This is a genomic window from Actinocrispum sp. NPDC049592, from assembly GCF_040675465.1.
Taxonomy (GTDB): domain Bacteria; phylum Actinomycetota; class Actinomycetes; order Mycobacteriales; family Pseudonocardiaceae; genus Kibdelosporangium.
In genome coordinates this window covers 1-19096 of sequence record NZ_JBFAPA010000004.1, presented here as the reverse complement: position 1 = coordinate 19096, position 19096 = coordinate 1, and the positions used below count along the sequence as shown (strand labels likewise).

The following is a 19096-nucleotide window of genomic DNA, read 5'->3' as shown; positions in this document are numbered from 1 at the left end:
TAGAACACATACCGTGTTCGCGTAGGTGAGTACAGCGTACGCGACGAGGAGGGATGGCAATGGTCAACCGGACGGTACTGATCTCGGGCGCCGGGATCGGCGGGCCGGCGCTCGCGTTCTGGCTGCGGCGGCACGGGTTCGCGCCGACGGTCGTGGAGGTCGCGCCCGCGCCGCGGCCGGGCGGGCACGCGGTGGATCTGCGCGGCGCCGGGCGCGAGGTGGTTTCGCGGATGGGCCTGCTCGACGCGGTGCGGGCGGAACGGGTGGACGAGCGCGGGTTCGCCTATGTGGACGGTCGGGGCCGGTGGTCCGCGCGGATGCCTGCTTCGCTGTTCGAGGGTGAGGGGTTGGTGGCGGAGATCGAGATCATGCGCGGGAACCTGACCCGGATCCTGTACGAGGCAACGCGCGATGGCACCGAGTACCTGTTCTCCTCGCGGATCACCGGGCTCGCTGAGGATGGGGACGGTGTCAAGGTCACGTTCGCCGATGGCGGTGCGCGGCGGTTCGACCTCGTGGTGGGCGCGGATGGGCTGCATTCCGGGGTGCGGCGGCTCGCGTTCGGGCCGTCGACGGAGTTCGTGCGGCATCTCGGCGGGTACATGGCGTACTTCACGGTGCCGGACCCGGGCAGTCTGGATCACTGGTTCCTGATGCACTGCGCGCCGGGCGGGCTGGTCGCCGGGATCCGGCCGGAGAACGGCGGCACAGCCAAGGCGATGTTGAGCTTCACGTCCCCGTCGCTGGACTGTTCGCGGCACGATGTCGCTGCCCAGCAGGAGATCTTGCGGGCCAGGTTCGCCGGGGTGGGGTGGCTGGTGCCGGAGGTCCTGGCCGCCATGCCCGGCGCCGAGGACTTCTACTTCGACTCGCTCAGCCAGGTCCACATGGGACAGTGGTATCGGGGGCGGACGGTGTTGCTCGGCGACGCCGGGTACTGCGGGTCGCCGCTGGCCGGGCTGGGGACCGCGGTCGCGCTGGTCGCCGCTTACGTGCTCGCCGGTGAGCTGGCCGCTGCCCCGGATGATCACTTGGCGGCTTTCGCCCGGTACCAGGACGCGATGCTGGCGTACGTGAAGCAGTGTCAGGCGCTGCCACCCGGCGGCATGAAGGGGTTCGCGCCCTCCAGCGCGCTGATGATCCACCTGCGGAACCTGTCGATGACCGTGATGACCCGCTGGCCGATGCGGGCGCTCACCGCCAGGCACTTCCACAAGGCGGACGCGATCACACTGAAGGACTACTGACCCCAGTCCACACCGGACTCGCGCTGGACGAGACTCGGTCTTGGGCATGGCTCGGTCCTGGGCACTCCTCGCACCCAGGACCGAGCCTTTCGGTCAGCCGATCGCCACGTGGATGTCACTGACGTGGACGTCCACCGCCGCGACATCCAGCCCGACGAACCCCTCAACGGCCTCGATCACATCCACCCGGATCCGCTCAGCCACAGCCTTGATCGCGTGCCCAAACTCAACAACCAACGACACCCCCACAGTCGCGACCCCACCATCAACCACAACGGAAACCCCACCCTCATCCAGACTGTGCACACCCTCAACCTTGCCGGCCACAAGGGTCACCACCTTGACCACGACCCCATCGCCCACCGTGATGTTCCCACGAGAGCCAGCCGCAGCCCGTCCCTCAACCGCAACCGGCTCAGCCTCAACAACCGGCTCGACCTCTGCGACCGGCTGCACCTCCGGCTCGACCTCCGGCTCAGCCTCAACAACCGGCTCAGCCTCTGCCGCCACCTCAGCTTCGCCAGCCACTGGCTCCTCTTCAACCGCAGCAGGTTCAACCTCAGCCACCACCGGCTCCACCTCCGCAGCCACCTCGGCATCGTCGGCCGCCACCTCATCAGCCGCAACCGGCGCGACTTCCGCCGCCACCGGCTCAGCTTCTACCGCCACCTCAGCTTCGTCGGCCACCGGCTCCTCCTCGACCGCGACAGGTTCAACCTCAGCGGCCACCGGCTCCACCTCCACAACCGGCTCCACCTCCGCAGCGTCGGCCGCCACCTCTTCAACCGCAACCGGCGCGACTTCCGCAGCCACCGGCTCGTCTTCCACCGCAACCGGCTCAGCCTCTACCGCCACCTCAGCTTCGCCAGCCACCGGCTCCTCTTCAACCGCCACAGGCTCAACCTCCGCCGCACCCCCACCATCGACATCGACGACCTCTGCGACAGCCTCCGGCGCCACCTCCTCGGCCACCTCGTCGCCGACAGCCACACCATCATCAGCGGCATCGCCATCGACGGCTTCCTCACTCGCCGCGTCCTGCCCAGCCGCAACTTCCTCGACGGCGCCCTCATCTGCCGCATCCTCGCCAGCGGCACCATCTTCAGCAGCAACCTCGGCAACGGCCTCTTCCTCCGCCGCACCTTCCCCAGCGGCACCCTCATCTACCGCATCCTCGGCAGCTGCGTCCTCGTCGGCGCCGTCCGCAACAACCGTGTCGTCGCCAGCGGCATCCGCATCGGCGGCATCCTCAACAACCGCTTCCTCGCCTGCCGCATCTCCTTCAGCGCCATCGTCTTCAGCGGCAACCTCAGCAACCGCCTCTTCGCCTGCCGCCTCTTCCCCAGCGGCATCCCCATCTACCGCATCCTCGTCGGCGGCATCTTCATCGGCGGCAACCTCGTCTGCCGCAGCTTCGCCAGCCGCGTCCTCGTCGGCGGCAACCTCGTCCGCTGCAGCTTCGTCAGCCGCATCCTCGCTCGCCGCGTCGCCCTCCGCCGCGTCTACGTCAGCGGCATCCTCAACAACCGCGTCTTCGCCTACCGCATCTCCTTCAGCGGCGTCCTCATCCGCCGCACCTTCGTCGGAGGCATCGTTGCTCGCCGCATCCTCGCCAACGGCATCTTCGTCAGCGACGTCTTCGTCAGCGGCGTCTTCAACAACCGCTTCATCCCCTGCTGCTTCTACATCGGCGGCCCCTTCGAGAGCGGCGCCGTCATCGGCCGCGTCCTCGTCGGCCTCGTCTTCGGCAGGAGCGTCCTCAACGATCGCTTCTTCACTGGCGGCGTCTTCGTCCGCGCCGTCATCGGCAGCACTGCCGTCGGCCGCATCCTCGTCGGCCGCGCCTTCTTCAGCGGCCTCTTCATCTCCAGAGTCTTCAGCTACAGCGCCGTCCTCGACAGCACCGTCCTCAGCCAAGGCTTCGTCTGAGGCATCCTCCTCGACCGCATCCTCAACGGCGGCATCCTCAACAGACGCTTCGTCGCTTGCCGCGTCCTCGTCGGCGGCGTCTTCCTCAGCGGCCTCTGCATCCGCCGCCACGTCTTCAGTGCCGTCCTCGCCGGCCGCGTCTTCCTCGGATGCCGCATCTTCGTCGACGGCCTCGTACTCGCCGGACCCAACAGCAGGGGCCTCGATCGCGGCCTCCGCAACGGGTTCGGCGCCGACAGCTTGATCGTCAGCGGTGTCGATGGCAGCCGGGGTGAGGTCGTCCGCCTCGAGAGCGTCCGGGGCCTCAACCGAGGCGGAGGCGGTCGTGAGGGCGGGCTCGATTGGGGTGGTGGCAAGGGTTTCGTCGGTGGCGACGGTGAGGGTGTCGTCCGTGGGGGTGGGGGTGGTGGTGTTCTTGGAGCGGCCGAAGAGGGCGCTGATGATCTCGGGCATGGGTGGGGATTCCCCTTTCGAGAGCGAGGAGTTCGGGGAAGGCAGGGACCAGACGGCGCCATCATAGGACGCCCGGACGTGACCGCGATCACCTCCCCCACTATCGAGATTTCCCTGTGTCCCAACAATGTTCAGCCCGAGACGAGACGGCCGCCCGGAGAGCGCTCCGAAGACCGGCGGGTGGTCGAGACCATTGCGCGAGCGCCCGCCGGAATGTCCGGGTCTACTTGTACCGAGGCGTGGAGAAAGGGAGTCGCATGGACAGGGTCGCGTTCCTCGGCCGCGGACAGTCGCGGTCGATCAGCCCGGAGAACTTCGACGGAGCCAAAGGCGGCGGCGCACGCGCCACCGAGGGCACCGGCGCGGCCGCCGCGCGGGAACTCGGTGTGGGATGGAAGGTATCACCGAGCATAGACATCCCGGCGGCCACCACCGCCGAACTCGCCGCCATCCAAGGGCCCGCGGTGATCACCCACATGTGGGTCACCACCCACCGCCAGAACTGGCGCAGCCTGATCCTGCGCGCCCACTGGGACGGCAGCGAGCACCCGGCGATCGAGACACCGCTCGGCGACTTCTTCGGCCAGGGCTGGTGCGAGTTCGCCCAGCTGTCCTCACAGCCGATCGCGGTGAACCCGCACGGCGGCTTCAACTCCTACTGGCCGATGCCCTTCCCCACCGAAGCGCGGCTCACGCTGGAGAACCTCGCGCCCACGACAGCCACCGTCTACTACCAGATCAGCTACGAGATCGACGCCGACGTCAACGGCACCGGATACCTGCATACCCAGTTCCACCGCAGCAACCCGCTACCCGCCCGCCAGACTCACCCGATCATCGACCGGGTGTCCGGCGCGGGACAGTACGTCGGCGCCTACCTCGCCTGGGGCGTCAACCGGCCCGGGTGGTGGGGCGAAGGCGAGGTCAAGTTCTACCTCGACGGCGACGACGAGCACCCCACGATCTGCGGCACCGGCACCGAGGACTACTTCGGCGGCGCGTGGAACTTCGACGTGCCCGGCACCGGCTACACCTCTTACTCCACGCCCTACCTCGGCCTGCACCAGATCCTGCGCCCGGACGGTCTTTACCAGAGCCAGCAACGCTTCGGCATGTACCGCTGGCACGTCCAGGACCCGATCCGGTTCCGCACCGACCTGCGCGCCGACATCCAGGCCCTCGGCTGGCAGTCCGGCGGCCGCTACCAGCCCCTCCACGACGACATCGCCTCGACCGCCTTCTTCTACCTCGACACACCCACCGCCACGAGGCCACCGCTGCCCGGGCTGGACGACCTGGCGGTAAGTCCCTGACCAGTGTCCACTTCAGACAAGGGACAGGTCGTCGTGGTGGATCATAAAAGAATTCGACGACCTGATTGGCGTGCGGCTCGATCGCACGGAATGCCACTGCCGCATTTGCACGGCATATTTCCCCGCAAGCCATCAGCATTTCCCAAGCAGTTAATTGGCGACCAAACAATTGGACCAGAACTCGAACGAGGATGGTCTTTCTCTCTAGCGCCAACAGATCCACGTGGCCCACTGTTCCGTTCGATCAGGATGAAAACTCACATAAGAACAGCCAGCATTCGACCATAACGACATGAACGAATCCATCCCACCAGGGCGGAGATACGCGGCTAGCCGACTGCTCACACGGCTCGAAGACCGCCTGGGCGAAAGCCTCGGGGTCATCGAACATCACCGTGTGGCCGGTCCCGGGCACCATCATCAGCTTGGCTCCACTGTGGACAAGGTGCTGCGCGTCCAGCAGCGGACCGGAATTGCCCGGCCGCAGGTAGGGTTCGGGGAATCCGCAAGCGGACCAGGCGTTGCCGGATGCCCGGGAACCGGCCGCCGCACAGTCCCCAGGCGGCTCGGTGCCCGGCAGTTCCACCCACCGCACCCGGTCACCAACCGGAGTAACCTTGGCCTCATACATCTGCGGCACCCCTTCCGTCGAACTCGGCAGCAAAGACCGGACGGCGCCCGGAAACGTGACGTCTTCCAGCCGAGGTCCGCAGTCAGCTCATAGGCACGCCAGCAGACGAACCGGCCAGGCCGCACCAGAGATGCCATGGCCACGGTTCCAGAACCATCCGGTGACCCGAACACATGCGCGCCTCGTGACAGTTCCGGGTGACCAGAACTCGTCATTCTCACCCCAGCGCACTCCCCCCACGATGGCGAGGACGGCGCTGAAGTCCACATCAGACAACGTTGTGGCCCACTAAAAGGGCACGGAATTGGACCACAGTTCCCACCCCCACAAGGGATATCGTTCCAGAGGGAGATCTTCTTCCCTTCCAATGGTTCCCGGCTCGTCAGGTGCACAGCAAAGCCCCTGGATCACACCTGATGAGCCGGGCCTCCGCCGAGGCCGGTCTCGATCGGGTGGTGACTCATGTCGCGGCTGCGCCTGATCACCAGCAAGCTCAAGTTGGTCGTGCGCACCCAGATCACGCTCTCACTGTTCGACGCTTTCAGACGGTCGCCCGGACCACCGCGCTCGCCGGACAGTCCGAAGTAGACGCTGAATGTCCGAAGTGGCCCACAACATCACGTGGCGACTGGCTCGAGCGCCTGCGGACGCATGCACTACTGTCCGTGTGGTGGCTGAACTCCGGCGTTTCTTCTTCAAAATCGGCTCGACCAAGGCGTACGCGGCGGTGGGCCGGTCCCTGGCTCCGATGGACCGGCTGCTGCTGCGGGTCAGCCGCGGCAAGTTCGGCGTGGGCGCCGCGGTCGGCCTGCGGACCCTGCTGCTGACCACCACCGGCCGGTCCAGTGGCCTGCAACGCCAGGTGCCGTTGCTGTATGTCAAGCAGGACAAGGGTTACGTCGTGATCGGCTCCAACTGGGGGGGCGAGAAGCACCCGGCGTGGTCGGCGAACCTGCTGGCCGAACCGAAGGCGGTGGTGGCCATCGGCGGCCGCAGCCTGCGCGTCGAGGGCCGGCTGCTGACCGGTTCCGAGCGGGACGAGATGTGGCGCGCGGTCGCGTCCTACTGGCCCGCCTACGATACGTACGCCGAGCGGGCCAGCCATCGCGAGATCCGCTTGTTCCTCCTCGAACCCGTCGGCTAGAACCCCGCCGAAAGCAGGCGGGACAACGCATTGAGGGCGCCGGGGCCAGCCGCTCGGCGACGGGGTGCCGAAGCCGATGATCAGCGCGTCACGGTCCTTGGGCACGGCCGGATGCCGGACTTGTCCAGACCGAACACGGCCAGTCGTCGCGCGCCGGCGCTGCACACGGTGGCGGCCTGGGCAGTTCGATCAAGGCGTGCAGTCCGGCCGCGATACCGGACAGACGAACGCCGTCGGATCCGGCGATCATGGCGACCAGTTCGTCCCGGCGCCGCCGGTAGGTGCTGCGCGTGGTGCGGACGTGCCGGTCGTAGCCGCCCGCGTCCAGCAGTTCGGCCAGCACGAGCTGCTCCACGCCGCCGATCACGCTGATCCCGCCGAGCACCGGTGGACGTCGGCGAGCAGCGACTCGGACACCACCATCCAGCCGAGCCACAACCCCGGCGCGAGCGCCTTGCTCGCGGTGCCCAGGTACACGACCTGATCGTGACCGAGGCCCTGCAGGGCGCCGATGGGTTTGCGGTCGTAGCGGAACTCGCCGTCGTAGTCGTCCTCGATGACCCAGTCCGCCGGTCGACCGTGCCCAGTCGACGGCCGCGGCCCGCCGTTCCGGGCGTAGGGCCACGCCGGTCGGGAACTGGTGCGCCGGAGTCAGCAACACCGCCCCCGATCGGTCCGAGCATCGGACCGGTCCAGGACCAATGGCGGGATATGCAAGCCCGCGCGGCCGAACAACTACCGGTGCAACGGCAGACCAACAGCCTCGACAGCGACGGTGTCCACCCCCGGGCCCGCAACATCGCGGCTAGCACGGTTAGACCATGCGCGACGGCCGCGCTGACCACCATCTGCCCGGGATCGGCGTACACACCGCGAGCGCGGGCCAGGTGGTCGGCCAAGGCGCGACGCAGTTCGATCCGCCCCTGCGGCGGGGCGAGCCCGAACGTCTCGCCGGAGTCGTTCGCCAGACTGTCCGCGACAGCCCCGCGGAGCCAACAACACCCACATCCGCACCCATCTACAGTGGACACGCGCCTGGCCCAAAGTCCGCCCACCAGGTGAGATCCCGATGAACCGATCGTCCCACCCCTTCGTGTGCAAATGAGCAGCTACCGGTCGACGGCGGGAGACATGGATGGGCCCCGGGCACTGGCAGATCATCCTGCCTGCCGTGTTGTTCCTGGTTGCCCTGGGTGGGCTGTACGCAATCCGTAGACCGTCCGGCAAACGGCGGCGCGGCAAGATCCCGGTCAGCGGCCGGTCGGTGCACAGCATCCGCCGCCGGATCTTCCGGGAACGTTCCCAGCAACGCTCTCTCACCGCCCCGACCGTCTACCTGCCCACCAACGGCACGCTGCCCCAACAGCAGTCGCCGCTCACCGGGCTGACCTTCCACCCACCCGATGTCCAGCTGATGCAACGAGTCCTGGACAGCCTGCGGCGGCTGCCCGAACAACGGCAGGCCCCCGAAATCAACAACGACGCCGAACGATGCTCAACGCCCGTACCCGCTTCGGGCGCTGACTAGCGGCTCACGCCGCGGTGACCTCGATCAGTCTGACACCACGCCGGGCATAGGTGTGTGCAGCCGTACCGTCCCGGAGCACCACTCGTCAGTGGACGGACGTTCCAGGCGTCCGCGAAGATCTCGAGCAGATCGGGTTCGCTGGGACCCAGCCGGGTGCGGGCCTTCTCACTCGAGGCCACGGTGATGATCGCGTCGCCGCCGCAGCGGGGCGCGAGTGTGACCGGAACCTCCCGCACGCTGTTCACAACCTGCTTGTTGTTGTAGCCATTGCCCAGGTTGAACACCTCATGCTGCCAGGCTGGATCGCCTCCAGCGCAAGCAAATGCGCCGCCGCGAGGTCCGCAACGTGGATCTAGTCCCACACGCACGTGCCATCCGGCGTCGAATAGTCATTTCCGTACAGCTTCAGCTCATCGCGGCGACCTGAAGCACGAGCGGGATCAGGTGACTCTCCGGTTCATGCCGTTCGCCCAGTTTGCCCACCGCGCCGAGCGCGTTGAATACCGCAGGCTCGTCGCCCCCAGCCCGAACGCGACCCGGCCACGTTCGCATGCCAGTAGACATCCGGGCGGCAACCGATTCGGCGACCTCGATCTTGCCCGCGAAGCGCAGCACACGACCACCTGGTGCCTGGCACCAATGCATGCGGTGCGCCGGTGGCCGGGCGCCAACAGGACGTCAATCGAACGTCTGCAGGGCTGTGGTGTCTTTGCGGGCATGGATTTCAAACTCGAGGTTGTGGTGATCCCGGTGTCCGATGTGGACCGGGCCAAGGACTTCTACGTGGGGCTGGGGTTCCGGCTGGACGCCGACTTCACCGCGGCGGACGGGCTGCGGGTCGTGCAGGTGACGCCGCCGGGGTCGGAGTGCTCGATCATCTTCGGCACCGCGATCACCACCGCGCCGCCCGGGTCGGCCCAGGGGTTGCACCTGATCGTGTTCGACATCGACAAGGCGCGCGCCGAGCTGAGCTCCCACGGGGCCGAGGTGTCCGAGGTCTTCCACGACGCAGGCGGTGTCTTCCACCACGCGGGCACGGTCGGCCGGGTCAGCGGTCCGCACCCCGACCGCGCCTCGTACGGGTCGTTCGCCTCGTTCAGCGACCCGGACGGCAACGGGTGGGTGCTGCAGGAGATCAAGACCCGCGCGCCGGGCCGATGACCGAGATCCTGCTGGACGCGTTGAAGAAGGCCGCCGCGGCGCACGGGAAGTACGAGGCCGACGAGCTCGGCGGCGTGTACGACGAGGACTGGCCGCAGTGGTACGCCCAGCACATGGCCCGCACGCTGGCCGAGAGCGGCTATCTGATCGTTCCCAGGGAGAGCTGATGGAGTACGACCTCGTCGTGCTGGGTGCCGGGGCGGTGGGCGAGAGCGTCGCCGACCGGGCGGTGCGGGCTGGCCTGGCCGCCGTCCTGGTCGAGCATGAGCTCGTCGGCGGCGAGTGTTCGTACTGGGCGTGCATGCCCTCGAAGGCGTTGCTGCGGTCCGGCCAGGCACTGCGGGCCGCTCAGCAAGTCGCCGGGGTGCCGACGGGTGAGCTCCACGTGCAGGCGGTGCTTGCCCGCCGGGACTCGTTCACCAGCAACTGGTCCGACGCCGGACAGGTGCAGTGGGCGGTCAACGTGGGCATCAGCGTGGTGCGCGGACACGGCCGGATCACCGCTCCGCGCGAGGTCACGGTGACCGCCTTGGACGGCGCGGAGACGGTCATCACCGCACGTCACGCGGTGGCCGTGGCGACTGGTTCGGACGCGTTCATCCCGGATATCCCGGGTTTGCGCGCGGCCAAGCCGTGGACGAGCCGCGAGGCCACCAGCGCGAAGGTGGTTCCCGCCAGCCTGGCCATCATCGGCGGTGGTGTCGTCGCGACCGAGATGGCCACCGCGTATGCGAGTTTCGGGTGCCGCGTGACGCTGATCTCGCGCACTGGATTGCTGACCGGGACGGAGCCGTTCGCGGGTGAGATGGTCGCGAAGTCGTTGCAGCAACGGGGAGTCACCGTGTTGCTCGACACGGAGACAGCCTCTGTCTCACGCACCTCCACCGGCGTGGCCCTTACAACCGGCGAAGGGTCGATTGTGACCGCGGACGAGGTCCTCGTCGCCACCGGCCGGGTGCCGCGAACCACGGACATCGGCCTGGAGTCCATCGGCCTCACTCCTGGTGAGTGGCTGACCACCGATGACACCCTGTTAGTGCCCGGTTTCACCTGGTTGTATGCCGTCGGCGACGTCAACCACCGCGCGTTGCTCACCCACCAGGGGAAATATCAAGCCCGAGCCGCTGGTGACGTCATCGCCGCACGCGCCAACGGCACCACCATCTCCGCCGAACCCTGGGGCACCCACGTCGCCACCGCCGACCACGAGGTCGTCCCACAAGTAACGTTCACCGACCCCGAAGTCGCCTCCGTCGGCCACACCGCTGCCACCGCCATCACAGCGGGTTACGACATCGATATCGTCGACCACCAGCTCGGCAACGTCGCCGGCGCCGCCCTCCACGCCGACAACTACGAGGGAATGGCGCGAATGATCGTCGACAAACACCGATCCGTCCTGCTCGGAATGACCTTCACCGGCCCAGACACCAGCGAACTGCTGCACGCCGCCACCATCGCCATCGCCGCCCAGATCCCCCTCCACCGTCTCCGGCACGCCGTCCCCGCCTACCCCACAACCAACGAGATCTGGCTGCACCTCCTCGACACCCACACCCACCCCACCCCCACCTGACCAGCACAAACCCCCAACCCACCCCCCGATTTGGGATGATCATCGTCCATCCGCTACGCTATGCGCATCAACAAAACAGACACCTAGTCCGGGTGGCGGAATGGCAGACGCGCTAGCTTGAGGTGCTAGTGCCCTTAACGGGCGTGGGGGTTCAAGTCCCCCCTCGGACACACGCACTATCTACACGAGACCAGGCTGTGGCATAAACGGCCTGGTCTTCTGCTGTGTAGACCAGCTCCAAGCCTACCTTCTGATACAGCCGCGCAAGCCCAGCGGGCTTCGCGTCCTTGATCACCGCGCCTACATCACCCAATGAGTCGATCATGGCGTAGACCTCGGCTCTGGAGATCTCCCCGCCGACCGGCGCCCGGTCGACTTCCACCTTCGCCGACGCGCGTTCGGCCTGCGCCTGGTTCATGACCTCGACCAAGGCCGCGGGGTCGACACCAGCGGTGATCGCGTCCTGGTACCGCCGTAGCCGCGCCTCAGCGTCCGCCAACCGCCGTTTCGCTGCGTCTCGCGGACTGGTAGTTGGCGCCTCCTGCGCGCCCAGTACCGCGTCCACCGTCTCATCCACGTTGTCCGGATGGAACAACCCGCCAAGCCAGCCATTCACCCGCTCCACCACGACGTCCTCACGCAGATTGACCGTCTTCGGGTGATCGGCCAGGGCCGCCGATCCCGGCGCCATCGTCCGGGCAGTGCACCGGTAGTAAGCACCGCTCCGGATCGTGGCACCCTGCATCTTCCGCTGGCACTTCCCACACCGCACCAGCCCCCGCAGAAGATACATCCGCGCAGTGGACCGGCCGCCCCGCTCCGCCTTGCGCGCCGTCGCCAAGCCCCCGGCGGACTTCGACCGGCGAAGCAACTGCGCAGCCGTGAACGTCTCCACCGACACGATCTCCGGGTGCGCAGGCTTCCGCGACCGCACGATTCGATCCGGCGCAGCCCGACGAAACCGGGTCGTGTGACCAGCTCCCACGTCTTCCGGATCAATCAATGTCTCATGTTTGGTCCACCGCCCAAAGATGGCGTAACCGGTGTACCGCGGGTTGTCCAAAATGGCCCGGACAGTACTTCCCTGCCAACCGTCCGCCTGCCGGTGCCGGTTCTGGTCCGGCCGACGCGCAGACGGACACGGGATGCCATCCCGGTTGAGCCCGTTCGCAATCGCCCGGTCCCCCACGCCCTCCAGATACTCCGCGAAGATCCGTCGCACCACGGCCGCCGAAGCCTCATCGACGGCCAACACCCGCAACCGGTAGCCCTCAGCCGCTTTCCGCGGATTGGGATGCGGTCCACCGTCAACCACCACGTAGCCATACGGCGCCCGGCCGCCCTGGTGCCGTCCCTCGTTCAGCACCTGCGCATCCATCGCGGCCCGCACACGGGCTTGGACGTGCTGACGCTCCGACTCACTCATCCCGCCAAGCACGCTCATCAACATCTTGTGCGACGGGTTGCGAGAATCGAACTTCCCGCCCAGCTCCGGCACCCACAGGTCCACCCCGTACGCCTCGAACCGAGGCGCGATCAGGGAGAACTGGTTGCCGAACCAACACCGCGTCCCCTCACCAACCACGATGGCGTTCCAGCCCCGCCGGGGATCCTTCAACGCCGCCAGCAACCGGGCGGCCTCCGGCCGACGCTCCCACGGCACCGACCTCGACTGACCCACGTCGAAGAAGTCCGCCACGATCTCGCCGCCCTGCGGCTCAACGAACTTCCGAGCGTTGCCCACCTGCCAACCATGCGACGTCTCCGGGTCCTGGTTGTCCTCGGTGGAGCAACGGCCGTAGCTCGCCATCGGCCCGATACCGGCGTCTACTTCGTCGCTGGACACCTCCACACCAAGGATCTTGTCCAACGTCGACCATGGGTCCTGGCTGATTTCAGCAGTCAAGACGACCCTCCCCGTCCAGCACTTCCACCGTGGTCAGCTCGACCAGTATCGCAAGCAGTATGCGACACACCTCCGGTGTTAGGACAGGAAGTCCCGGCGGAAGATGGATCGTGATCTCCTCCTCGCCACCTGATGCCGCACTCATTCCAGCTCACGTCCGACACCACCTTGCGAGCCGAAATCAGCAACCGCCGCCCGGATGTCCGCCGTCATGTAGCCACGCACGCGCCGTGTTCCGCCGTTCCCGTCCGGCACGTACTGCCGGACCGGCTTGCACCCAGACTCCGCCATCTCCCGCGCGAACCCGGTTGGCTCGACCTCCAGCGCCTCGGCAAGCTCGGCCGTCGGCACGAACTCCCGTTCGTCCAAGCCGTCACCGAGGTAGTCCACCACCGATGCCAACGGCTCCGGCAATCCCGGCTCCACTCCAGCGCCCAAGGCCTTGACCACCGCCGCCGGATCGATCGCTCGGGTCGTATCGTCGCCAGCCGCATGCCCACTGAGCGTCCCGGCAGCCTCCCGCAACGCCCTGCCACGGGCACAAATCACGCGCCACTCAGGGTTAGGCATGTAGTACGTCCGAACCGTCACGGCCAACACGTCCGCTCCAGCGTCCGTCTCACCGTCCGGCCGAAGAATGCCGACACCCTTGTGACTCGGCAGCAACGTGGACGCGTCGTACCCACGCGTGTTCATCTGTTCGCCCAGCACGATGTTGGAATCCCGCCAGTCCATCACCCGCAACGCGAACCGCGACCCCAGCACGGCCCGAAGCCGAGAAGGGATGGTATTCGAGTCTGGCCGTTGGGTAGCAAGGATAACCACGATCCCGGCGGCCGGCCCCTTCCGAACCAGATACGCCAACAGGTCCGCGATGTACGCACCGATGGTCGTCTTCTTGCCGCCAACCTCCTGCCGCATAGGGTTTTCAAGGAAAACCTGCACCTCATCGATGATCACCGCGGTGATCGGCATCCCCAGACTGGCGTCCCGTGAGATCGCGGGCGTGATCTTCGACTCCGGACACGTCTCGTCGTCCAAAGTAGCCATCCGCGCGTACCGACTTTGGACCTCTGCCACCAGTTCGACCAGATGATCTCGAACCGCCTGGACATGCTCCAGTTCATCCCCGCACACGAACCGGTAGGCCACCTGCTCAGCAGCGTCCCAGTCCTTACCGCCCTTCCCATCGAACACGTACAGCTGCGTGTACGGGTCTAGGATCAAGCCCGCAGTGGCGAGGCGAGTGGCGAACGTCTTGCCCTGCCTCGGAATCGCACCAACCAATAAGGACGTCCACACCAGCGGAAGATCAACCCGCCGGTTCCGGGCATCCCGCCCGAAAGGCACCGGTCGCCACGCATCCCAGACCTCGACATCCAACAATGGAGTGCGCAACGGCGGCCCCGCATACGGATCCTCATCAGCAACCCACAAGAACACTCGCCCGGCATGCCCGCCCCGGCCCCGCACCCGCTCCACGATCAGCTGAACCTCATCAACCGCCAGCGCAGAGGCCAACGCATCCCGATGCTTGATCACGTCATCTGCCTTGCGGGTCGCGGGCAGGTCGACCGTGACCGACCACCCATCACCCACCCGCGTCGCGCGCTCAACCAGTCGTAGGGACTCGTCCTTGCCAATCAGCTTCGCGTCCCGAAAAGCGTCCACGAGCACCTGAGGGTCCATCGTCCAGGTCAACGTCCGCGGCCCAGCAAGAACGGCCTTCCGCCCCGGCGAGCCATCCTTACGCCGACCCGTGACCGCCAACGCCACAGACCCGACCGCACCCACGATCCACAACGCCACAGACCCGTACACGAGATCCGCCAGAAACACCGCCACCACGGCGGCCCCCAGCACGACGCCACTCACCTTCCACCGGAATAACGTCAACGCCCGAATCTCCACGAACTTGTCCGCCAGCTTCTCCGCGTTCTCCGCGGCCTCCCGGTAGTCGCCAACTCGCACCCACCGACGCCAAGCCCGCACCACCACGATCAACCCACGCCCCACGGCACCCACGAATCGAAACGGCGCCCGCACGAGCCACGTAACCGCATCCTTAGACGCCTGCCGCGACCTGAACGCCTCCGGCACCCGCCGTGAACGCATCCACCAGTTCGTGAACCGCCCGCCGGACGCCCCAGCGATCACGGGCACATCGTCAACCAATTCGCCCTCATAGACCGGCTCAGCCGGCACGACATCCCGGCTACTCATGACTCCGCCTTGAGCGCAGCAGCCAACTTCGACGACAACCCCCGCGAACACCCCGTGACCTCACGAACCCACGCAGGCGTCACCACCACATCCCGTTTCCGCGCCGCCCGAGCAACCGCCAGGTATTCCGCGAACGACGTCCGCCGAACAGGCTCGGCCACCGCCTCCGGCACAGGTGCGGCGGCCACAATCGCCTTACCGAGCTTGTCTCGCAAGTCCGTCACAGCCTCCGCGGCAACGAACACGATCAACGGCGGAACCGAATGCAACACCACCAAAGCAGGCGAACCGACCGCGAACGCTGCCCAGGTGTTCATGACGTAGGTGGCTGCGAGCGTGAACCACTTCGCCGCCCGCACCCACCCACCGGTCCGCACCCCGTGCCGCGCCGTCACCTGCTCCGCCCGCAGAATCGCCAGCAACACCAACGAAACCATCGGATCAAGCAACCAAGCCGCACACCAAGGCAACGACCACGCCTGAGAACCGGCGGCCGCGAACCCTTGAACATTGGCCATCGTGAACGCGAGCCCAAGCAGAATCCCCGTCCAGCACAACCGATCTACCTGAGCCGCCACGTGCTCCACCGACTCAGCGCCGGTCATGACGACCATCCCGACGAGGCGCCTCGGTAGTAACGGTCAACGCCCGAGTCAGCGCATACGACGCGAACAGAGCCGGCGCGCCCAGCACAGCCAGCAGTGCCCACCCATGAACGCCCTGAGCAATCGCGACCCACTGAGCACCGACGATAAGCCCGGCCGTGAACAGCACCCTGCCAGCCAACGACACCAACCGAGCACCCGCCCGCGCCGCATCTGCAGCCGCCCGCGCCCGCCGAGACCCCGACCGCCACACGAGCAGCAGAACCAACAGCACACCCACGCCAGCCATGACCTGTACCGGCGTCAAACTGATCGTGGTCATAGCGCCGGACCTCCGTCCGCCCGCTCGCCACGCTGCAACCACAGCGGATAAAGCTCCCGCCGGTCGGCCTCACACAGCGCGCCCCACACGCCGACCGTGTCCACCCCGGCCGTCCGCAACTCCAGTTCCAAGCACTCGTCCTGCACCGGGCACCCAGAGCACAGCAGAGCCGCGAGCTTCCGATCCGTCAGGCTCTCGCTCTGCCAGACCGGCTCGCCCGACTCCCATTCCCACATGCACAAGCCGTCCCGCCGAACCAGGCGAGCCAGCGCCCCACGCGGCACCCACCGAAGCCGGTCGAGCCGCCAAGCCACACCCACCAGCCAGAGGTCAGTCACGATGACCCCCGACCGGCTCACCCAACAGCCGAACCAGCGCCGCCGCCGGAACCACTCGGCGACCACGCCGCCCACTGGTCCGAAGCGACCCAACCCTGATCGAACGCGACACCACGGACGGCGAAACCCCAAGAATCCACGCAGCCGCCCGAACCGAGTACGACGAAGAAGACATAGAAGTGCGCATCGAAAAAGTCCCAACCGTGACAGTCTGATGATTTCAACAACATGATGTTGATTTCAGCGCTAACAAGCGCGCAGAGAACGAAAGACAACCCCAGAAACGACGTGTCACCCCGCGGAATGACACCAAGGCGCTAATCTCAGCGCCGACGGCGGAGCGCGGAGGAATAGGTGTCGGAAGATTGGGCGGCAGTCGCCAAGGTCATCAACGAGCGGGTGAACGAACTCGGATGGCGCCAACGCGAACTGGCCGAGCGCTCGAACGTCTCCCAAGCGATCGTCCGCGAAATCCAGCACCACGTCGTTGAACGCCGCCGCAGCGCCCGCACCTTGGAGTCCCTGTCGACGGCCCTCGGTCTGCACCCGCAACACCTCGAAGCGGTGCTGCGCGGCAAGAAACCACCGGACGTCGACGAACCGGTCACCCGTGGCGAGACGACGCTGTGGTCCCGTTTGGACAGTCTTGAGCGCCGCCTGGACGACATCACCGACCGGTTGGACGACCTGAAATCCGACCTCGCCACGGTGGCTGACCATGTTCGCAAGAACAAGTGACCCGGTGCGCTTCGCTTTGTTTTCCATGCCACTAATTCCACTGCGAAAGCGGAGGAGAAACGATGCATGGCCAGTGCACAACCAGAGCAGAACCAGTGCAAGTCCGACGCACGACACGACATCGGAGCACGAATGAGCCTGGTCGACGGCTGGACGGGCCGCAGCGCGAGCGCACTCCAAGCCGCCTTACGGATGAGCAACGAGCTGTTCGCCCAACACCTCGGAATCGCCGTCCGAACAGTCGCATCGTGGCACCAAAAGCCAGACCTGCGCCCTAAATCCGAGATCCAACAAATCCTGGACACGTCGCTTGAACAAGCATCCTCGGCCGTCAAAGAGCGCTTCGGCGCCCTCATGTCAGGGAGCCCATCCAGTGGCCCCGAGTCTCGTCTAACCGACGACCCGAACATCACCGCGGCCCTGGACTGGCTGGACCACCACGCAGACCGCCCACCAGGCGCGAGCGGCCAGGACGTAGCCGCCCGCCTGCGCCAGGTCGACGTCCAGGGGCTGCACAACCGAGGCAGCCGCCGAGGCCGCGTCGATCAACGCCGCGTGGCCGATGCCCTCAGCGAGTACTACCGCGATCGCCCAGCGCCATACGGCCTGTACAGCGCGCGCTTCGGCGACACCGCCAAGGCCGCGACCAGTATCCTCACGCGCCCCGAATGGGTCGACCTCGCCTGCCCGCTCCTCCCTGCCCACGACCGTCTCACACTCACAGGCACCGAAGACAGGACGGTTCGCCTGGACGAACACGCTGCCGGACTTGCTTCTCAGCGCCTCGCCGAGACACTCGCCCTCGGCATCCGCATGGTGGACATGCCGCTCTACCAGCTCCGAGACGTCGACATCAGCCCTGGCGGCCCTGGCCGGCACGTTCGGCGTGACCCGGTTCGTGCACTACGCGTTGACGATGGACCTGTTGGAGGGTGAACTGGTCGACGCGTTGGCCGCTGATCAGCTCGCCCTGCCACTTCGCGCACGCTACCTGCCCGACGTCGCCGCCGTCCTCAACGTCTCAGACCGCCTCTGCGCCGGCGGCACGCTCGCCCTGACCGCAATCGCCCGACCAGTCGACCCCATACCGAGGCCCCGCGGACTACCTTCTCCTGGTGCAAGAACGCTCCGGCCACGTAGTCAACGCCGCGCGCCGCCTTGCCGTCATCCCGAAGGGCTTCCACCAGCCGATCAACGATTACCGCGCGGACACCCAGATCGGCGCCACCCTCCGCCGGGAGATGGAAGAGGAACTGTTCGGCCGCAACGATGTCGACAACACGGTCAGCGACCAGCGCAGCGCCGACCCAATGCACCCAAGCCGCCTATCCGAGCCCATGAGTTGGCTCATGGCTGCCCCAGACCGTCTGCGCATGGAGTGCACGGGCTTCGGCTTGAACCTGGTCAGCGGCAACTTCGAGTTCGCCGGCCTCATCGTGATTCATGACGACGAATTCTGGACCCGCTACGGCGGCCGAATCGAGGCGAACTGGGAGGCCACGACACTCCGCCAGTTCTCCAGCCTGGACAGCGATCACCTGGCGGACCTGGTACAAGATGTGGCGTGGAGCAACGAAGGACTCTTCGCGCTGCTCCAGGGTCTCCGCCGACTCCGCGAACTCGGCGGACCCCGTGTGAACCTGCCAGCGATCGAATGGGAGACGTACTAGTGCCGCATCAAGCAACGTTGGGTAGGTAATCGGGTCTGCGGATCTTGGAGTCGGCCGCGAAGTGTCGTTTCGGGGTGGCGTGCTTGTTGACCCAGCGGATGTAGCGATCGCTGTCTCTTGGGCGGTGTGGGACGGGTAGTCGCTGCCGTCCAGAGTGAAGTAGCGCAGCGCGGTGAACTCACACTCGATCCCGTTCAGCCACGAGGCGTTGGACGGTGTGAACACCAACTCCATGTTCTGCTCAGCGCACCAGGCTCTGACCTCCGCCTTCTGGTGTGCTCCGTAGTTGTCGCAGATCAGATACAACCGCCC

General features: G+C 66.6%; 19 protein-coding genes, 1 tRNA gene and 1 pseudogene. 11 read left to right on the top strand and 10 right to left on the bottom strand.

Annotation, left to right across the window (positions count from 1 at the left end; translation table 11 throughout):
* Positions 1-59: 59 nt before the first annotated feature.
* Positions 60-1247, top strand: coding sequence for an FAD-dependent monooxygenase (locus tag AB0J95_RS12355; protein WP_364756241.1), 1188 nt, complete (start codon positions 60-62; stop codon positions 1245-1247).
* Between the two features lie 93 nt (positions 1248-1340).
* Here AB0J95_RS12355 and AB0J95_RS12350 read toward each other — a convergent pair whose 3' ends face one another.
* A complete protein-coding gene (locus AB0J95_RS12350) occupies positions 1341-3629 on the bottom strand; it encodes an Asp23/Gls24 family envelope stress response protein (protein ID WP_364756238.1) in 2289 nt (762 codons plus the stop codon).
* Positions 3630-3886: 257 nt separating this feature from the next.
* Between AB0J95_RS12350 and AB0J95_RS12345 the strand changes: the two genes are divergently transcribed.
* Positions 3887-4942: a glycoside hydrolase family 172 protein gene (locus AB0J95_RS12345; protein ID WP_364756236.1), complete on the top strand. Its 1056-nt coding sequence runs from the start codon at positions 3887-3889 to the stop codon at positions 4940-4942.
* Between the two features lie 244 nt (positions 4943-5186).
* Here AB0J95_RS12345 and AB0J95_RS12340 read toward each other — a convergent pair whose 3' ends face one another.
* Positions 5187-5573, bottom strand: coding sequence for a hypothetical protein (locus tag AB0J95_RS12340; RefSeq protein WP_364756234.1), 387 nt, complete (start codon positions 5571-5573; stop codon positions 5187-5189).
* A gap of 670 nt (positions 5574-6243) precedes the next feature.
* Between AB0J95_RS12340 and AB0J95_RS12335 the strand changes: the two genes are divergently transcribed.
* Positions 6244-6717 (top strand): nitroreductase family deazaflavin-dependent oxidoreductase, encoded by a 474-nt coding sequence (locus tag AB0J95_RS12335; RefSeq protein ID WP_364756231.1) that lies wholly within the window; start codon positions 6244-6246, stop codon positions 6715-6717.
* 88 nt (positions 6718-6805) lie between these two features.
* Here AB0J95_RS12335 and AB0J95_RS12330 read toward each other — a convergent pair whose 3' ends face one another.
* Positions 6806-7102, bottom strand: a complete 297-nt coding sequence (locus AB0J95_RS12330) for a hypothetical protein (RefSeq protein WP_364756228.1) — start codon at positions 7100-7102, stop codon at positions 6806-6808.
* A gap of 750 nt (positions 7103-7852) precedes the next feature.
* Between AB0J95_RS12330 and AB0J95_RS12325 the strand changes: the two genes are divergently transcribed.
* Positions 7853-8245: a hypothetical protein gene (locus tag AB0J95_RS12325; protein ID WP_364756226.1), complete on the top strand. Its 393-nt coding sequence runs from the start codon at positions 7853-7855 to the stop codon at positions 8243-8245.
* A gap of 405 nt (positions 8246-8650) precedes the next feature.
* On the opposite strand, the gene AB0J95_RS12320 is transcribed toward AB0J95_RS12325, so the two are convergent.
* Positions 8651-8860, bottom strand: a complete 210-nt coding sequence (locus AB0J95_RS12320) for a hypothetical protein (RefSeq protein ID WP_364756225.1) — start codon at positions 8858-8860, stop codon at positions 8651-8653.
* 102 nt (positions 8861-8962) lie between these two features.
* On the opposite strand from AB0J95_RS12320, the gene AB0J95_RS12315 reads away from it, so the two are divergent.
* From AB0J95_RS12315 to AB0J95_RS12300, 4 genes are all read left to right on the top strand, one after another.
* Positions 8963-9406: a VOC family protein gene (locus AB0J95_RS12315; RefSeq protein ID WP_364756222.1), complete on the top strand. Its 444-nt coding sequence runs from the start codon at positions 8963-8965 to the stop codon at positions 9404-9406.
* Complete coding sequence (locus tag AB0J95_RS12310) at positions 9403-9573, top strand: hypothetical protein (protein ID WP_364756220.1); 171 nt, start codon at positions 9403-9405, stop codon at positions 9571-9573. The genes AB0J95_RS12315 and AB0J95_RS12310 overlap by 4 nt, the downstream gene beginning before the upstream one ends.
* Positions 9573-10982 (top strand): NAD(P)/FAD-dependent oxidoreductase, encoded by a 1410-nt coding sequence (locus tag AB0J95_RS12305; protein WP_364756219.1) that lies wholly within the window; start codon positions 9573-9575, stop codon positions 10980-10982. Before AB0J95_RS12310 ends, AB0J95_RS12305 begins: the two co-directional genes overlap by 1 nt.
* A gap of 86 nt (positions 10983-11068) precedes the next feature.
* Positions 11069-11152 (top strand) — tRNA-Leu (locus tag AB0J95_RS12300).
* On the opposite strand, the gene AB0J95_RS12295 is transcribed toward AB0J95_RS12300, so the two are convergent.
* The 5 genes from AB0J95_RS12295 to AB0J95_RS12275 all read right to left on the bottom strand — a co-directional run bounded on the left by AB0J95_RS12295 (position 11134) and on the right by AB0J95_RS12275 (position 16376).
* A complete protein-coding gene (locus AB0J95_RS12295; RefSeq protein ID WP_364756217.1) occupies positions 11134-12888 on the bottom strand; it encodes a recombinase family protein in 1755 nt (584 codons plus the stop codon). The two genes, AB0J95_RS12300 and AB0J95_RS12295, sit on opposite strands and share 19 nt — an antisense overlap.
* 141 nt (positions 12889-13029) lie before the next feature.
* On the bottom strand, positions 13030-15111 hold the full coding sequence (locus AB0J95_RS12290; RefSeq protein WP_364757187.1) for a cell division protein FtsK: 2082 nt from the start codon (positions 15109-15111) through the stop codon (positions 13030-13032).
* Positions 15108-15725: a hypothetical protein gene (locus AB0J95_RS12285; RefSeq protein WP_364756214.1), complete on the bottom strand. Its 618-nt coding sequence runs from the start codon at positions 15723-15725 to the stop codon at positions 15108-15110. Before AB0J95_RS12285 ends, AB0J95_RS12290 begins: the two co-directional genes overlap by 4 nt.
* Positions 15703-16038, bottom strand: coding sequence for a hypothetical protein (locus AB0J95_RS12280; protein ID WP_364756212.1), 336 nt, complete (start codon positions 16036-16038; stop codon positions 15703-15705). The genes AB0J95_RS12285 and AB0J95_RS12280 overlap by 23 nt, the downstream gene beginning before the upstream one ends.
* Positions 16035-16376 carry a WhiB family transcriptional regulator gene (locus AB0J95_RS12275; protein ID WP_364756209.1) on the bottom strand — a complete coding sequence of 114 codons (342 nt, stop codon included), beginning with the start codon at positions 16374-16376 and terminating at the stop codon, positions 16035-16037. The genes AB0J95_RS12280 and AB0J95_RS12275 overlap by 4 nt, the downstream gene beginning before the upstream one ends.
* A 354-nt stretch (positions 16377-16730) precedes the next feature.
* On the opposite strand from AB0J95_RS12275, the gene AB0J95_RS12270 reads away from it, so the two are divergent.
* The 3 genes from AB0J95_RS12270 to AB0J95_RS12260 all read left to right on the top strand — a co-directional run bounded on the left by AB0J95_RS12270 (position 16731) and on the right by AB0J95_RS12260 (position 18784).
* On the top strand, positions 16731-17114 hold the full coding sequence (locus AB0J95_RS12270; RefSeq protein ID WP_364756206.1) for a helix-turn-helix transcriptional regulator: 384 nt from the start codon (positions 16731-16733) through the stop codon (positions 17112-17114).
* Positions 17115-17246: 132 nt separating this feature from the next.
* Positions 17247-18050 carry a hypothetical protein gene (locus AB0J95_RS12265; RefSeq protein WP_364756203.1) on the top strand — a complete coding sequence of 268 codons (804 nt, stop codon included), beginning with the start codon at positions 17247-17249 and terminating at the stop codon, positions 18048-18050.
* A gap of 179 nt (positions 18051-18229) precedes the next feature.
* Positions 18230-18784: a hypothetical protein gene (locus tag AB0J95_RS12260; protein WP_364757204.1), complete on the top strand. Its 555-nt coding sequence runs from the start codon at positions 18230-18232 to the stop codon at positions 18782-18784.
* Between the two features lie 207 nt (positions 18785-18991).
* Here AB0J95_RS12260 and AB0J95_RS12255 read toward each other — a convergent pair.
* Positions 18992-19090: pseudogene (locus AB0J95_RS12255) on the bottom strand (IS630 family transposase); the annotation flags it as partial.
* Positions 19091-19096: the final 6 nt, after the last annotated feature.

Excerpts from the sequence above, each read along its gene's own strand:
- AB0J95_RS12350 (WP_364756238.1), bottom strand. The coding sequence starts at position 3,629 with ATGCCCGAGATCATCAGCGCCCTCTTCGGCCGCTCCAAGAACACCACC.
- AB0J95_RS12265 (WP_364756203.1), top strand. The coding sequence starts at position 17,247 with ATGAGCCTGGTCGACGGCTGGACGGGCCGCAGCGCGAGCGCACTCCAA.
- AB0J95_RS12355 (WP_364756241.1), top strand. The coding sequence starts at position 60 with ATGGTCAACCGGACGGTACTGATCTCGGGCGCCGGGATCGGCGGGCCG.
- AB0J95_RS12280 (WP_364756212.1), bottom strand. The coding sequence starts at position 16,038 with ATGACCACGATCAGTTTGACGCCGGTACAGGTCATGGCTGGCGTGGGT.
- AB0J95_RS12310 (WP_364756220.1), top strand. The coding sequence starts at position 9,403 with ATGACCGAGATCCTGCTGGACGCGTTGAAGAAGGCCGCCGCGGCGCAC.
- AB0J95_RS12305 (WP_364756219.1), top strand. The coding sequence starts at position 9,573 with ATGGAGTACGACCTCGTCGTGCTGGGTGCCGGGGCGGTGGGCGAGAGC.
- AB0J95_RS12345 (WP_364756236.1), top strand. The coding sequence starts at position 3,887 with ATGGACAGGGTCGCGTTCCTCGGCCGCGGACAGTCGCGGTCGATCAGC.
- AB0J95_RS12325 (WP_364756226.1), top strand. The coding sequence starts at position 7,853 with ATGGGCCCCGGGCACTGGCAGATCATCCTGCCTGCCGTGTTGTTCCTG.
- AB0J95_RS12340 (WP_364756234.1), bottom strand. The coding sequence starts at position 5,573 with ATGTATGAGGCCAAGGTTACTCCGGTTGGTGACCGGGTGCGGTGGGTG.
- AB0J95_RS12290 (WP_364757187.1), bottom strand. The coding sequence starts at position 15,111 with ATGAGTAGCCGGGATGTCGTGCCGGCTGAGCCGGTCTATGAGGGCGAA.
- AB0J95_RS12285 (WP_364756214.1), bottom strand. The coding sequence starts at position 15,725 with ATGGTCGTCATGACCGGCGCTGAGTCGGTGGAGCACGTGGCGGCTCAG.
- AB0J95_RS12315 (WP_364756222.1), top strand. The coding sequence starts at position 8,963 with ATGGATTTCAAACTCGAGGTTGTGGTGATCCCGGTGTCCGATGTGGAC.